General features: G+C 68.3%; 12 protein-coding genes. 5 read left to right on the top strand and 7 right to left on the bottom strand.

All coding sequences use genetic code 11. The features are described from left to right. Window positions 1–3 precede the first annotated feature (3 nt). Window positions 4–2406 (bottom strand): FAD-dependent oxidoreductase, encoded by a 2403-nt coding sequence (locus tag MWU52_RS15915; protein ID WP_246953994.1) that lies wholly within the window; start codon window positions 2404–2406, stop codon window positions 4–6. 170 nt (window positions 2407–2576) lie between these two features. Between MWU52_RS15915 and MWU52_RS15910 the strand changes: the two genes are divergently transcribed. After that, window positions 2577–4112 carry a trimethylamine methyltransferase family protein gene (locus tag MWU52_RS15910; protein WP_246953992.1) on the top strand — a complete coding sequence of 512 codons (1536 nt, stop codon included), beginning with the start codon at window positions 2577–2579 and terminating at the stop codon, window positions 4110–4112. On the opposite strand, the gene MWU52_RS15905 is transcribed toward MWU52_RS15910, so the two are convergent. From MWU52_RS15905 to MWU52_RS15880, 6 genes are all read right to left on the bottom strand, one after another. Next, on the bottom strand, window positions 4102–5055 hold the full coding sequence (locus MWU52_RS15905) for a LysR family transcriptional regulator (RefSeq protein WP_246953990.1): 954 nt from the start codon (window positions 5053–5055) through the stop codon (window positions 4102–4104). The two genes, MWU52_RS15910 and MWU52_RS15905, sit on opposite strands and share 11 nt — an antisense overlap. Before the next feature lie 145 nt (window positions 5056–5200). After that, window positions 5201–6130: a hypothetical protein gene (locus tag MWU52_RS15900; protein WP_246953988.1), complete on the bottom strand. Its 930-nt coding sequence runs from the start codon at window positions 6128–6130 to the stop codon at window positions 5201–5203. A 2-nt stretch (window positions 6131–6132) separates the two neighbouring features. Continuing rightward, on the bottom strand, window positions 6133–7443 hold the full coding sequence (locus MWU52_RS15895; protein WP_246953986.1) for a TRAP transporter large permease subunit: 1311 nt from the start codon (window positions 7441–7443) through the stop codon (window positions 6133–6135). 3 nt (window positions 7444–7446) lie between these two features. Beyond that, the gene (locus MWU52_RS15890) at window positions 7447–7983 is read right to left on the bottom strand and encodes a TRAP transporter small permease (protein WP_246953984.1); all 537 of its coding nucleotides are present in this window, start codon (window positions 7981–7983) and stop codon (window positions 7447–7449) included. A 70-nt stretch (window positions 7984–8053) separates the two neighbouring features. Continuing rightward, entirely contained in the window at window positions 8054–9034 is a 981-nt protein-coding gene (locus MWU52_RS15885) for a TRAP transporter substrate-binding protein (protein ID WP_246953982.1), read from the bottom strand. Between the two features lie 74 nt (window positions 9035–9108). Then, window positions 9109–10350 carry an FAD-dependent oxidoreductase gene (locus MWU52_RS15880; RefSeq protein WP_348645532.1) on the bottom strand — a complete coding sequence of 414 codons (1242 nt, stop codon included), beginning with the start codon at window positions 10348–10350 and terminating at the stop codon, window positions 9109–9111. A 150-nt stretch (window positions 10351–10500) separates the two neighbouring features. Between MWU52_RS15880 and MWU52_RS15875 the strand changes: the two genes are divergently transcribed. The 4 genes from MWU52_RS15875 to MWU52_RS15860 are packed head-to-tail and all read left to right on the top strand — an operon-like array spanning window position 10501 to window position 14818. Then, on the top strand, window positions 10501–11193 hold the full coding sequence (locus MWU52_RS15875) for a GntR family transcriptional regulator (RefSeq protein ID WP_246953977.1): 693 nt from the start codon (window positions 10501–10503) through the stop codon (window positions 11191–11193). Window position 11194: 1 nt separating this feature from the next. Then, a complete protein-coding gene (locus MWU52_RS15870; RefSeq protein ID WP_246953975.1) occupies window positions 11195–11950 on the top strand; it encodes an aspartate/glutamate racemase family protein in 756 nt (251 codons plus the stop codon). Continuing rightward, window positions 11947–13068, top strand: a complete 1122-nt coding sequence (locus MWU52_RS15865) for an enolase C-terminal domain-like protein (protein ID WP_246953973.1) — start codon at window positions 11947–11949, stop codon at window positions 13066–13068. The genes MWU52_RS15870 and MWU52_RS15865 overlap by 4 nt, the downstream gene beginning before the upstream one ends. 10 nt (window positions 13069–13078) lie before the next feature. Then, window positions 13079–14818, top strand: a complete 1740-nt coding sequence (locus MWU52_RS15860) for a thiamine pyrophosphate-binding protein (RefSeq protein WP_246953971.1) — start codon at window positions 13079–13081, stop codon at window positions 14816–14818. Window positions 14819–14849 lie beyond the last annotated feature (31 nt).

The following is a 14849-nucleotide window of genomic DNA, read 5'->3' as shown; positions in this document are numbered from 1 at the left end:
GGGTCATCTCCGCAGGCGCGCGAACCCCGGATCATAGGGGGCGGGCGCGATCACGCGGGCCGGGCGGGACGTGCCGATCATGTCGACCTCCAGCGCCGTGCCTTCGGCTGCGCAGGCCGGTTTCACGAAGGCCAGCCCCAGGTTGAGCCCGGTGCGGTGGCCCATCGCGCCGGACGTCACCGTGCCGACGATCCCGCCATGCGACGTCACGGAAGCCCCCGCTCGAGCCGGCGCGTCGTCGGCGTCGATGGCAAGCGTCACCAACCGCCGGGTCGGCCCCGCTGCCTTGCGCGCGGCCAGTGCCTCGGCCCCGACATATCCCCCGCCGTCGCGCACGAAGCGCTCCAACCCTGCCTCGTAGGGGTCGAACTCGGTCAGGATGTCGGCCTTCCAGTGCAGGAACGACTTCTCCAACCGCATCGATTCCACCGCGCGCGACCCGAAGAGCGTCGCCGCCCCCGCCGCGCGCAGCGTGCGCCAGGCGGCGGCCAGGCTCTCATTCGGGACGTGGATCTCGTAGGCCAGTTCCCCTGAAAAGCTGACCGACATGACCGTGGCCGGGGCGACGCCCAGCTCCGCCGTGCGGACCGACAGCCAAGGGAAGGCTGCGGCCGACCAGTCGCCCCGCGCGGCACGCGACAGCACCTCGCGCGATCGCGGACCGGCCAGCAGCAGGATCGTGTGCGAGGTCGTGAGGTCCGTAATCGCGACGTCCTCGCCCGGCCCCAGATGCGCATCCATCCAGTCGCGGTCGTGCCACTGCGCCGCCGCCGCCGAGCCGAGCAAGACGCGGCCTGGCGCCACGTTCGCCACCGTCACTTCCGACTTGAGGCAGCCGTGGCCGTTCAGCCAGTAGGTCAGGCCCATGCGGCCCGGCTTGCGGGGAATGCGCGAGCAGGACAGCCGCTCCAGAAAGGCATGCACGTCCGTGCCGGTCAATTGGAAGCGCGAGAAGCCCGAGATTTCGGTAAGCGCGACATCCTCGGCCACGGCGCGGACCTCCCGGGCGATCAACGGCTCGGCATCGGTGAAGCGGAAGGAATGCGCCTCGGCGAACCCCTCCGGGGCGACGTATTCCAACCGTTCCCAGCCGGCGACCACGCCCATATGGGCGCCCTCCTCGACCAGCGTTCCGGTCAGGGGCGTCGTGCGCAAAGGGCGCCCGGCGGGCCGATGTTCATGCGGGAAGTGGAAGCGGAACTCGTTGCGGTAGTCCTCGACCGCCTTCTGGGCCGTATAGGCGACCGTGCCATGAGCCAGGAAACGGCGCGGGTCGAGGCACCAGGTGTCCACCTCGGCCTCGCCATGCACGATCATCTGCGCCAACAGCCAACCATGCCCGCCGCCCTCGCCCAGCCCCGCACGCAGGCCGGTGATGCAATAGGCGCCCCTGAGCCCCGGCACCGGCCCGACCAGCGGCGCCCCGTCGATCGTATAGGTGATCGGGCCGTTCACCACCTGCTTGATCCCCGCCGTGGCGAGCGCCGGCATCCGCGCCATCGCCCCCTCGATCACGGGCATGACCCGGTCGAGGTCGTCGGGCGAAAGATCCATCGTGAAATCCGGGTCGATCCCGTCCAACCCCCAGGTCTCGCAGTCCTGTTCGTAGAAGCCGACCAGCAGGCCGTCACGCTCCTGCCGGGAATAGAAGTCGCTGATCGGACAGCGCAGCAGCGGGATGCGGCGTCCGGCGTCCCGCACCTCCGCCATGTCCTCGGTGACGAAATACTGATGCTCCATCGATGCGACCGGCAGGCGATGACCCATCATCGCGGCGATCTCGTTGCAGCGGTAGCCACCAGCGTTGACGACGATCTCGGCCTCGATCTCGCCCATGGGCGTGGTAAGATGCCAGCCCTCGCCCTGCCGCGCGATCGCCGTTACGGGGCATCTGCGCACGACCTCGGCACCCGCGCGACGCGCGCGCGCTAGCAGCGCATTGCAGAGCTGCGACGGATCGATATGCCCGTCATGGGGGTCCCAAAGGCCGCCCGCCAAGCCGTCGGTGTCGATCAGCGGATGGCGGCGGGCACATTCGGCGGCGTCGATGACCTCCCAGTGCTGCCCCATCCCCCGCGCCATCGAGGCGAAGTGCCGATACCCTTCCATCGTGCGGGCATCGCCGGCCAGTCGGATGCCCCCGTCGCCGTAATTGTATCCGACCGGGTGATCCGGATCGGCGGCCAGGTCCCGGTAGAGCGCGATGGAACGGGCTTTCAGCGCCACCATCGTCTGGTTCATCCCGAAGGAGGTCACCTGCGCGGCCGAATGCCACGTCGTGCCCGACGTGATCTCGTCGCGTTCCAGCAACAGGACGTCGGACCAACTCTCCTGCGTCAGGTGATAGAGGGCCGAGCACCCCGCGATGCCACCCCCGATGACGACGACCCGTGCCCGACTGCGCATCCGCCCCTCCCGAACTGGTGCCGCAACCTCATTCCGGGCCGGCCCGAGGCGCGTCAATCCGTGGAACGCGGTTTCAAGCGATTTGAAACGCCGTTTTCAATCGGCGGGAGGCCGAGACGGCGCTTGCCCCGACGTCCCCCGTGGGCGCAGATGTGGGGGGTGAGCTTGACATGCGGGAGGTTCGGATGGGCGAGGTCGGGCGCAAGAGGGCCGGCGGGCGGCGCGCGCGGGTCGCCCAACGGGCCGCCCCACCGGTCCAGAACCCCTGCCCGCCGGGCCAGCGTGGCGGGATGTACCGCCCGCTGACCGAGGCGCAGCTCGACGCGATCACGGACACCGCGCTGCGGCTGTTGGCCGAACTCGGCATGGGCGAGGTGCCCGACCGGCTGGCGCGCGACCTGCTGGCCGCAGGCGCCGAACGGGCCGGCGACCGTATCCTGATCCCGCGCAAGACCACGCGGCGCGCGATCGATCTGGCCGCGAAGCGTTTCACGCTTCATGGGCGCGACCCGGCGCGGTCGATCGAAATCGGCGGCGACGCGGTCCATTTCGGGACGGGCGGGGCGGCTGTGCAGGTGCTGGACCTCGACACCGGGCTCTACCGGCCCTCCACCCTCGCGGATCTGCGCGACTTCACCCGGTTGCAGGACACGCTCGCCAACGTGTCGTGGTTCACGCGCTGCTGCGTCGCGACGGACATGCCGTCCGATCTGGACCTCGACGCGAACACGCTGCATGCGCTGCTCGCCAACACGACCAAGCCCGTGGCCACCTCTTTCACGACGGCCGCGACGATGCCGCCGCTGATCGCAATGCTCGACATCGCGGCGGGCGGGCCGGGGGCCTTCGCCGAACGGCCCTTCCTCACGACGCATATCAGCCCGGTGATCTCGCCGATGCGGTTCGGAGAGGACGCCGTCGCGGTCCTCTATGGTTGCCTGGCGGCGGGCATTCCCGTCTCTTGCATCACCGCCGCGCAATCGGGTGCCACCGCGCCCGCCACGCTGGCCGGGTTTCTGGCGCAATCCCTGGCCGAGACGCTGGCCTCCCTGGTCGCGGTGAACGCGATCCGGCCCGGCTTTCCGATGGTGTTCTCGAACTGGCCGCTGGTGGTCGACCTGCGCACCGGGGCATTCACCGGCGGCGGCGGCGAGATCGCGGTGCTCAACGCGGCCTCGGCGCAGCTTACGAACCGGTTGGGCCTGCCCTCGGGCGTCGCGGCCTCGATGACGGACGCCAAGTCGATCGACGCGCAGCACGGCTCCGAAAAGGCGCTGACCGCGCTCGCCGCAGGGCTCGCGGGGGGCAACCTGATCTACGAGTCCTCGGGCATGACCGCCTCCCTGCTCGGCGCGTCCTTCGAGGCCTTCGTGCTCGACGACGAGATGCATTCGGCCATCTACCGTATCCTGCGCGGGGTCGAGGTGGACGAGACCACCCTGGGCTTCGAGGCGATCCGCGAAGCCGTGCTGGGCGAGGGTCACTTCCTCGGGCACCCACAGACCTATGCCGCGATGGAACGCGATTACCACTATCCCGCCCTCGCCGACCGCGTCCCACCGTCGCAATGGGCCGAGGAAGGCGCCCAAGACGCATGGGGCCGTGCGCGCGGGCGCGCGCGCGGCATCCTGAAGACGCACCGCCCCGACTACCTGACGCCGGACCAGGACGCGGCCATGCGCGACCTCGCACCGATCAGGGATTGACGCCCTCTGGCCGAAGGTGGTCGCGCAGCCAGGGGAACCGTTCGGTGGCGGGGGCCACGCAGGCTTCGACGAGCAGATCGCGCAGCAAATCCGCGATCCGCGAGCCGACGTCCCGCGGCCCGTCGCCCCGGCCGAAAAGGGCGACGTGGCGAGAGAAGGCGGGGATCGGCAGGGGCTGCAGACGCACCGCGTCGCGATAGCGCCAGACCCGTTCATAGGCCACCGGGGTGGTCACGGCCCAGCCCTGCCCCGCCGCGACAAGCGCCAGGATCGAGGCGGTCTCGTCGAACTCGTATCGCGAGGCGGGTGCGAGGCCGTTGCGTCGCAGCTGCGCATCGATCTGGCGTCCCAGCAGATGGCGCGCGGCGTAGCGCAGCATCGGCAGGCCGTCGCCCTGCAGGTGCGCGATCGGCGGAGTGTCGTCGTCTTTCGCCACTGCCATCACGAATGGGTCGCGCAAGAGCGGTTGCACGGTCAGCCCTGACGGCACGGCGCCCGCGTCCGCCGCGACGGCGAAATCGATCTCCCGCGCGGCCAGCTGTTCGAGCGCGTCGAGGCTGGTCAGGCTGCGAACCGAGAGCGACGCCCGCGGCATCGTCCGTGCCAGGGCCAGGGCAAGGTCGGGGCCGATCCGTCCCTCCAGCTCGTCGATGAGCCCCAGCCGAAGCACACGCGTAGCGGAGACGGCACCGATTTCGGTCTCGCTCCGCGCGAGCCGGATCTGGCGCAGCCCCTCCTCTATGCGAAGCAGGAAGTTCTGCCCCTGTGCGGTCAGCCGCAGGGGACGGCGCCCCCGATCCAGGAGCGTCGTGCCCAGCTCACCCTCCAGCCTGGCGAGGTGGTGAAAGACCGAGCTGATGGAGATGTCGAGTTCCCGGGCGGCATGGCGCAGGGAGCGGGTCCGCGCGACCGTCTCGAAGACCTCGAGCGCTTGGAGGGACATTCCCGATCGCATCTACATCCGCGTAGTTTCCATAAGTTCGAAACACTGGTTTCGGATACGGCGATTCGTCAATCGATCGCGCCCGGCCCTCCACGGGATACCCTCGCCGCGCGGCCTCCCGGGCTTCGCCCATGTTCCATTTCCGTCACGCGTCCATGTGGCGGTCGAGGTGCTGGATCAGGACCGGAGTGAGGTACATCGGAACTTGGTAGCAACCGACGAAGATCATCAGGGGCGCCGCGACCTCGGGCGGCAGCACGATGAGGAAGAGCGCGATATTGCGGTTCCCCGCGTAGATCGCCGTTGCGACCGGCGCGCGGAGACGGGCACGGCGGCAGACGGCCATGGCCCCGGCGACGAGCAGCAGGTTGACGGCGAACGCCACGGCGAGCCAGCCGGCCAGCCGCAGCGGGTCGCTTCGCAACAGGGGTCCGATCGCGCTCATCAGGCCGACGACGACAACGGCCAGCAACAGGGCGGCGGCCCCGTCCAGCGCGGCCTGTGCGTCGGGGGCGCCCAGCCGGGGCAGCAAGCGCCGGGCCGCGAAGCCCAGACCCACCGCCAGCAGGATCGCCCCCATCAACCCCGCCGCGAGTTGCAGCGCCCCGACCGCGCCCTGCCCCGCGGGATCGAGGATCAGCAGAACCGGCATGGCCGTGACCGGGAACAGTGCCGTGCCCAGGACCAGCAGCTGCATCCCGGGCGACGGATCCCGCCCGACCATGATGGCGAAGTTCGGCGCGCCGGTGAGCGAGGGCGCCGCCAGCATCAGCGAGATCGCCAGGGCAAGCGGCCACTGCGAAACGCCGGCCAGCGCGAAGATCGCGACCGCCATAAGCGGCGCGACAATTTGCAGGACGACAACCCGGCCGATGCTGGGGGCCAGCCTGTCCAACGCACCGAGGGCACGTCCCGCGCCGACGCGGATCGCGGTCACGAACAGCAACAGACCGACCAGATGTCCCACCCAGGGGCGCAGCATCTCGGCCAGGTCCGGCAACAACAGCCCGGCGCAGAGGCCCCCGATCAGGCAGTGACGCCCATACCGGCCGATCCAGGCGAGGAGCCGGATCACGTCTATCCCGGCGCTTGCCGCATGGTTTCGGGTAGCCACATCGCGACGTCCGGAAACCAGATCAGGACGAAGCACATCAGGACCATGATCGCGAACATCGGCAGGGCGGCGCGGGTGATGTAGCCCATTTCGTGTTCGGTCATGCCCTGCAGCACGAAAAGGTTGAAGCCGATAGGCGGCGTGATCTGCGCCATCTCAACCACGACGACGACGAAGATGCCGAACCAGATCAGGTCGATCCCCGCCTCGCGGACCATCGGCTCGACCACTGCCATGGTCAGCACCACCGAGGAGATGCCGTCGAGGAACATGCCCAGCACGATGTAGAATACCATCAGGATCATCAGCAGCTCGAACCGCGACAGGTCCATGGTGGCAATCCCGTCGGCCAGCGCGCGCGGCAATCCGGTGAAACCCATCGCAAGCTTTAGGAAGGCCGCACCGGCCAGGATCAATGCGATCATCGCCGAGGTTCGCGTGGCGCCCATCAGGCTTTCGGTGAAGGTGCCCCAGGTGAGCGATCGTTGCCCCGCCGCCAGCGCCAGCGCGCCGATGACGCCGATGGCCGCCGCCTCGGTCGCGGTGGCGTAGCCCGCGTACATGGAGCCGATGACCACGAAGATCAGGCACAGGACCGGGATCAGGAAGCGCGAATTCCGCAGCTTGTCGACGAACGACATGCCGGTTTCCTGCTTGGGATTCCAAGACCCCGACACCTTGGAGAAGATCGCGACATAAGCCATGAACATCAGCGCGAGGCACAGGCCGGGAAACACACCGGCGAAGAAAAGCTGGGTGATCGATTCATTGACCGTCACCCCGTAGACGATCAGCGCCAGCGATGGCGGGATCATCAGGCCCAGCGTCGCCGCGCCCGCCAGCGTTCCGATCACGATGCGCTCGGGATAGTCGCGGGCACGCAGTTCGGGGATGGACATCTTGCCCACCGTCGTCAGCGTGGCCGCAGACGAACCCGACACGGCGGCGAAAACCGTGCAGCCGACGATGTTGGTATGCACCAGCCCCCCCGGCAGCCGCGCCAGCCAGGGGCTGAGGCCGCGGAACATGTCCTCCGACAGGCGCGTGCGGAACAGGATCTCGCCCATCCAGATGAACAGCGGCAATGCCGTCAGCGTCCAGCTCGAAGAAGAGGCCCAGATCGTCGTGACCATCGTGTCACCGACGGGACGCGTGGTGAAAAGCTCCATGCCCACCCAGGCGACGCCCATCAGCGCGAGGCCGACCCAAACGCCGGTGCCCAGCAACAGGAAAAGGACCCCGAGGAACAATCCGATGGCGGCAAGTTCTTCCATGCCCTACTCCGCGTAGCTTTGGTCGACGATGTCGCGCGTGATGCGGTGATCCCCCCGGAAGATGACGTGCAACAGGTTGTCCGTCAGCGCGATGGCGAGGATGCCGCCGCCCAGAACCATCACCGACTGGGGAATCCAGATAGGTGTCGCGTCCTGGGCCTGACTGACCTCGCCGAACTTCCACGACCAATAGGTGAACCAGTAGGCATAATAGGTGAAGTACCACGCCACCGCCGTCGCGACCGCGAAGCACCAGATCTCCATCAAACGCCGGATGCCGGCGGGCACGCTGTTGAGGACCAGCGACACGCGGATATGCGCGCCCCGGTTCAACGCATTGGCGAAGGCGAAGAAGCTGGCCGCGGCCATGGCGTAGCCCGCGTAGTTCGCGGCGCCCGGGAAGATTTCGCCCGTCCAGCGCGCGACCATCTGCGCCACGATCAGCAGCAGGATCGCCACGAGGCAGAGCGCGGCCAGCACACCGGCAGCCAGATAGAGAAGGTCGAGCACGCGGCGGAGGCCGCGAAGGGCAGCGGTCATGGCCTCTCTCCCGCGTTGGAATGGGATCCGCCCCGACCCGCCGTCCATAAGGCGGGCCGGGGCGACGGGCCTACTGGGCCGCGCCGTAGCTGTCGACGATCTCGGCGCCCGTCTCGCCGGCGGCCTCCAGCCATTCCTCCGTCATCGTGTCACCGATGGCCTTGAGCTCTTCCATCAGGGCGTCGTTGGCCGGCTCGACCGTCATGCCGCCGTCACGAAGGCCCGCCAGGGTGAAGCCTGTGTACTCCTTCGCGCGCCATGTCGCCGCGTATTCGGCCATCTGCGCACAAGCCTCGATGACGTTCTTGTTGCCCTCGGACACACCCTCCCAGACGTCGGAATTGATGAGCATGTAATTGCGCGGCAGCCAGGCATCGACCGAGTAGAAGTGGCTCAGGCTCTCCCAGACCTTGCGGTCGTAGCCCGTGGCCCCCGACGAAACCATCGATTCGGCCACGCCGGTGGCGAAGGCCTGGCTGATCTCGGCCGCCTCGATCTGCACGGGCAGCATGCCGGTCAGCTCCGCCAGGCGGTTGGTGGCATTGTTGTAGGACCTGAACTTGATCCCCTCCATCTCGGCGACGGAGTTGATCTCGCGGTCGAAGTAGAGCCCCTGGGGCGGCCAAGGCGCAGAATAGAGCAGCGTCAGGTTCTGTTCGGCCAGCAGCTCCTCGAGATGCGGCTTGACGATTTCATAGAGCTTGTCGTGCTCGTCGAAGGACGAGACCAGAAACGGGATGGAATCCCACCCGAACAGCGCGTCCTCGTTCTGGTGGCCCGAGAGAAGCCGCTCACCGATGGGCACCTGGCCCGTCTGCACCGCGCGCTTGATGTCGGCACCCGCGAAGAGCGAGCCGGAGGGGTGGGTCGTCACCTCGATCTCGCCGCCGGTTCCGGTGGTGATGCATTGCGCGAACTCGGCGCCGGTGACCGAATGGAAGTTGGAGCCGGCATAGGCCATCGGCAGATCCCACTTTTCCTGGGCGAGCGCTGGCGCCGCGCACAGGGCTGCCCCGATCAGCGGCAGGCAGGTCTTGGTGAACTTGGTCATCTTCTTCTCCCTCTTGGTGGTCGGCTCGTTCCTCCGGAGCCCTTGTCGGGCCGCAGCCCCGTTTGGTTACGACCCTACGCGAAACGCATCGGATCGAAAGCCCGCAGGTCGGTGTTCACGGGCTTTCCGGCCACGAGGCCCGCGACGATGCGGCCCGTCTTGGGCCCGCCCGTCAGCCCGATGTGATGGTGGCCGAAGGCCGTGAAGATGCCGCTATCGCGCACCTCGCCGATCAGGGGCAGGCTGTCGGAGGGCGCGGGACGGTGGCCCAGCCACTCGACCTCCCCGCCGTATCGCAGGTTGGGAAAGGCCGCCCGGGCCTTGCGTCGCAGCAGGTCGAGCGCCGGCCGGGACGGCCCGGCCTTCAGCCCGCCGAACTCCACCACGCCGGCACAGCGCAGACCGGCATCCATCGGCGTGGCGACAAATTTCCCGCTGGCCACCATGACCGGATGCGAAGGGCCGCCGGAGGCGTCCTCGAAGATGATGTGATAACCACGTTCGGTCTCGATCGGGATGGACAGGCCCAGCTTGGCCATCAGCGGGCCGGACCAGACGCCTGTCGCCAGGATCGCCCGGTCGCAGGGCTGGCGTCCCCCGTTCGTCAATACGGCCGTGACCTTGCCGTCCGCCAGCTCCACGTCGGTGATCTCGGCACGCAGGATCGTGCCGCCCATCCCCTCGAACACATCGGCCAGCGCCTTGGTATACGCGCCGGGATCGCGGACGAAGGCATGGTCTGTCATCGTGGCCAGCAGACCGATCCCGGTCGACAGGCTCGGCTCCCGCTCCTGCACGGCGGGGCCTTCGGCGATCTCGGGCACGAAACCCGCCTCCCGGCGCAGCGCCCAGGTATAGGCATCCGCCTCGAAGGCCGCACGGTCCGCATAGGCAAAGGAATAGTCGCTTTCCGTCAACCAATCGGCGGCGTCCGTCCCCGCCGTCAACGCCTTGTGCTGCGCGACGCCGTCGCCCACGATCTTCTCCAGCCCCAGGGCGATCCGGCGCGTGTCTGCGTCGTTTGCATGCGACAGGTACTTGCGCAACCACGGCAACAGCCTGGGCAGATAGCCCCATCGCAGGAACAGCGGGAAATCCGGGTTCATCAGCATCCGCGGCGCCTTGGCGATCAGGCCGGGGGCCGTGACCGGCGCGACGGAGCAGGCGGCGACGACGCCGGCATTGCCATGCGACGTGCCTTCGCCGGGCGGCAAGCGGTCGATCACGACGACCTCCGCCTCGCCGAAACGGCGCAGCCAGATCGCGGTCGACATGCCCACGATGCCGGCGCCGGCTATGATGATGCGCTCGGTGATGGGCGCCCTCCCCCCGCGTTCCGACCATCGGACTTCGTCGGACGGACGTGCCGAAATATCGCGTCGGATCTGTATACGGATCAGGGCACAGGATTGCCTTCAATGCAAGTCTGACGCTAGTCTGACCCCGCGAGCGAGGGAGAGAGGGCGATGGGCATCGTCGAGCCGGAAACCGAAGACACGGTCGGAAAGGTCTACGGCGCCCTGCGTGCGAAGGCGTCCTCCTTCGCGTTCAAGCCGGGCGAACGGATCAACGAGTCGGCCCTCTCACGCGAATTGGGGGCAAGTCGTACGCCGCTGCGCGAGGCGCTCAATCGGCTCGCCGCCGAAGGGTTCGTGGATATCCGGGCCGGGCGTGGCTTCTATTGCCGAGAGTTGTCGGGCACGCGGATCCGCCATCTCTACCAGGCGCGCATGGCCATTGAATGTGAGGCGGTGCGCGCGGCGACGGCCCGGGCGACGGCCGACGACATCGCGGCGATCCGCGACTGGCTGGGCACGACCGCCGCGGATTATGCCGGATCGACGGACCCCGGACACCTGCTGGAGTTGGACGAGGCGTTCCATGACCGCGTGACCGGCCTGTCCGCCAACCCCGAACTGGCGCGGATGCTGGTCAATATCTACGACAAGATCCGCTTCGTGCGGATGGCCGACCTGCGGATGCTCCGGGCCGAGGGCGGCACCACCACGAAGGGCCACCTCGCGATCCTGGACTGTATCGCGGCCGGCGATCCGGCGGCGGCGGCCGAGGCCATGCGGAGCCATATCGCGCAGCGCGCGCCGCATGCCGCGGAGGCCGTGCGCCATGCCTTCGCCGACCTCTACGCGCCGCAGTCCTGACATGGAGCAGGCGGGCGGGAAGACGGTCTTCGGGGCAAGTGTCGGCATCCTGATGCTGAACACGCGGTTCCCGCGCATCCCCGGCGACATCGGCAACGCGACGACCTGGCCCTTTCCGGTGCAGTACAACCGCGTGGACGCGGCGACGCCCCAGAACGTGGTCCGGGGCGAGGCGACCGATCTGCTGGGGCCTTTCGTCGATGCCGGTCGGGAACTGGTCGCGCTGGGCTGCGACGGCATCGCCACGAATTGCGGGTTCCTCGCGCCGTTCCAGACCGAGATGGCCGCCGCGCTGGGCGTGCCCGTCGCGGCGTCGTCCCTGCTGCAGGCCGGCCTCGTGCAACAGACGCTGCCGGCCGACCGGCGGCTGGGCATCCTCACCATCTCGGCGGAGACGCTGGGGGCGGCGCACCTGGCCGCCGCGGGCATCCCCGCCGGCACGCCCGTCGTCGGCACCGGTGCCGGATCCCACTTCACCGAGGCGATCCTATCGGATGCCGCAAGGATCGACTTCGCGCAGGCGCGCGCGGACAATGTCGCCGCCGCGCGCCGCCTTGTCGCGGACCATCCCGATGTGGGTGCGATCCTGCTGGAATGCACCAACATGGTTCCCTACGCCGCCGATATCCGCGCGGCGACCGGACGGCCCGTCTTCTCCATTTATACCCATCTGCTGTGGTTCCAGGCCGCGCTCGCACCCCGGCGCTTCGGCGACCGTATCGACGACACGCGCCTGCCGGACGGTCAGGCCCCGTGACCGACCATCGCGTCACCGGCATGCGCCTGCATTGCGTTTCCATCCCCGCCCGGGCCACCCATTCGCATGGATCGGGCGATGTCGGCGGGATCGAGGCCGTACTCTGCGAACTGACTACCGGGAGCGGTTTGACCGGCTGGGGCGAGGCGTCCCCCTGGCCCGTCTTCACCGGCACCGTGGAAGGCGCCGCCGCCGCGCTCGACCGCTATTTCCGGCCGCTCGTGATCGGGCGCGACCCTGTGCTGGTGGAGCCGATCCTGTGGCAGGCGGACCGGGTCCTGGTCGGCCACCCCGAGGCGAAGGCCGCCTTGGAATGCGCTCTCCTGGATCTCGCGGGGCAGATCGCGGGGCTACCCATCGCCGAGATGGTCGGCGGGCGCCACCGCGACGCGATCCCCCTCAGCTTCTCGGTGGCCAATCCCGATTTCGACGCCGATCTCGAGGACATCGCCGCGATCTGGGACAGCGGCGTGCGCATCTTCAAGCTCAAGACCGGCTTCGGCGACCATGCCTTCGACCTGATGCGGCTGGAGCGTCTGCGCGAAACCTATGGCGACGCTGCCCGTCTGCGCATCGACTACAACCAGGGCCTGCGCGCCTACGACGCGATCCGCCGCATCAGGGACCTCGAGGCGTTCCGCCCCGATCTGGTCGAACAGCCCGTCCCGATGCACGCACGCGAGGCGCTGGCCGAAATCACGCGCGCCGTCGACGTCCCCATCATGGCCGACGAAAGCGTCTTCGACGTCCGTGCGGCCCAGCGTGGCGCCGCGGCAAGGATGGCCGACGTCTTCTCGCTCAAGGTGATGAAATCCGGCGGTGTCCGCCGTTGCCTGGAGATCGCGGCCATCGCCCGCGCCGTGGGGATCGAGGTCTATGGCGGCTGCATGTTCGAGACCTCCATCGCCCACATGGCCGGCGCCCATCTGATGGCCGCGGTCCCAGACCTGACGCTCGGCTGCGAATTCTACATGTCCACCTACTATGCCCAGGCCGACATCGCGCAGACCCCGTTTCCCGTCCGGGACGGGCAGGTCCACGTGCCGCGCAGGCCCGGCCTGGGCACGGCCCCCGATCCCGACGCCCTTGCCCGATACCGGACGCGCCTTCTGACTTAGGGAGATACCGATGCCCCTCACGCGACTGGGCCCCGCGCGTCTGAACGGCGCACAGGCGCTTCTCACCATGCTGGAGCTGCACGGCGTCACCCATGTCTTCGGGCTGCCGGGCGAGACGACGATCGGTTGGTACAAGGAATGGCGGGCCCATTCCGGGATCGAGTTCGTCCTGACGCGCGACGAGCGGACCGCCGCCTTCGCCGCCGAATCCTACGCCAAGATCACCGGCCGACCCGCCGTGCTCGAAGCGCCCAGCCCCGGCGTCACTCATTGCACGCCCGGCATCACCGAGGCGTTCCTGAGTTCCGTCCCGATCATCTTCTTCAGCTCGGACATCCCCATCAATCAGGACAAGCGCCACGGACTGACAGGCGTGGACCAGACCGCGCTCTATGCGTCGATCTGCAAGGAGTCCTTCATCGTCACCCGGACCGACGAGATCCCGTTTCTACTGCGCCGCGCGTTCCGCGTCGCCACCTCGGGCCGCCCGGCCCCGGTTCATATCCGCGTGCCCATCGACATCTTCGGCCAGGAGGCGGACCTCCCGGACCTCTATGCCGATCTCGATCACGGCACCTTCCCGGCCCACCGCCCCGTCGCGGACCACGGCAAGTTGCGTGAGGCAATCCAACTGCTGCTGGCTGCCGAACGACCCGTGATGATCTGCGGTCAGGGCGCGCTGATCTCGCAGGCGTCCGAGGCGGTGCTCGCGCTGGCGGAACGGTTGCAGATCCCCGTCGGCACCACGACCCCGGGCAAGGGCACCATCCCCGAGGATCACCCCCTGGCGCTGCGTGTGATCGGGGGGCGCGGCGGGATGGCCCATTCCAACGACTTCGTCGGCCGGGCCGATACGGTGTTCTTCATCGGATCGAACACCGACAGTGCGGCGACGAACCACTGGACGCTGTATGGCGATCCGGCCAGGACGACCTTCCTGCACCTCGACATCGCGGAGGCCCATATCGGCAACACCTTCCCCGTCGACCTCGGCCTCGTCGGCGACGCCCGTGCCAGCCTTGACTACATGCTGACGCTTCTGGAGGCCGAGCATCCGGATACGACACGCCCGCGCCTGGATCTGACGGAGATGAAGGCCACAGCCCTGCGCCAGGTCTTCAGCGCCAACATTCCGATGCCCGAAGGCACGATCTCGCCGGTCAAGCTGACGCAGGCGTTGGACGACATGATGCCCGACGATGCCATCGTCACCTCGGAGCCGGGGGTGAGCGCGATCTACCCGTCGGCGCTGCTGACGTTCCGGCGGCCGGGGCGTCGCTACATCACGAACTACTCGATGGGCGCGCTCGGCTATTCCGTGCCCGCCGCGATCGGCGCGTCGCACGCCACGGACGGGCCGATCGTGTCCTTCACCGGCGACGGATCCTTCGCCTTCGTCATGGGCGACATGGAGACGATCAAGCGATCCGGCAAGAACGTGACCGTGATCCTGACCCGCAACGACACCTATGGCTGGATCCGGGGCGAGGCGATCCTGCTCGACGAGGTCGACGCGCCCTGGTCCACGGATTTCGGCGCTGTCGACTACCGAAAGATCGCCGAAGGGTTCGGATTCGCCGCGGACCGCATCACCCACGAAAGCCAGATCGCGGCAAAGCTGGCCACCGCCCTTGCCCATCCCGGCGCCAGCTTCATCGAGGTGATGGTGCCCTCCCAGGACGAGATCGTGCCCTTCGTGCCGTCCTGGGTCCGCGCCGCGAAGGCCAAGGGCCTGCCTTACTTCGAATAGGTCACCGGCGACGGCGCTGACTTGCCCGGAA

It is taken from the genome of Jannaschia sp. S6380, from assembly GCF_023015695.1.
Classification (GTDB): Bacteria; Pseudomonadota; Alphaproteobacteria; order Rhodobacterales; family Rhodobacteraceae; genus Jannaschia.
Note: the sequence above shows the minus strand (reverse complement) of the source record. Positions and strands in the feature narration are given on the sequence as shown.

Bases quoted from the DNA above. Each gene is read 5' to 3' on its own strand.
- MWU52_RS15890 (WP_246953984.1), bottom strand. From the start codon at position 7,983: ATGACCGCTGCCCTTCGCGGCCTCCGCCGCGTGCTCGACCTTCTCTAT.
- MWU52_RS15910 (WP_246953992.1), top strand. From the start codon at position 2,577: ATGCGGGAGGTTCGGATGGGCGAGGTCGGGCGCAAGAGGGCCGGCGGG.
- MWU52_RS15860 (WP_246953971.1), top strand. From the start codon at position 13,079: ATGCCCCTCACGCGACTGGGCCCCGCGCGTCTGAACGGCGCACAGGCG.
- MWU52_RS15905 (WP_246953990.1), bottom strand. From the start codon at position 5,055: ATGTCCCTCCAAGCGCTCGAGGTCTTCGAGACGGTCGCGCGGACCCGC.
- MWU52_RS15870 (WP_246953975.1), top strand. From the start codon at position 11,195: ATGGAGCAGGCGGGCGGGAAGACGGTCTTCGGGGCAAGTGTCGGCATC.
- MWU52_RS15885 (WP_246953982.1), bottom strand. From the start codon at position 9,034: ATGACCAAGTTCACCAAGACCTGCCTGCCGCTGATCGGGGCAGCCCTG.
- MWU52_RS15915 (WP_246953994.1), bottom strand. From the start codon at position 2,406: ATGCGCAGTCGGGCACGGGTCGTCGTCATCGGGGGTGGCATCGCGGGG.
- MWU52_RS15875 (WP_246953977.1), top strand. From the start codon at position 10,501: ATGGGCATCGTCGAGCCGGAAACCGAAGACACGGTCGGAAAGGTCTAC.
- MWU52_RS15895 (WP_246953986.1), bottom strand. From the start codon at position 7,443: ATGGAAGAACTTGCCGCCATCGGATTGTTCCTCGGGGTCCTTTTCCTG.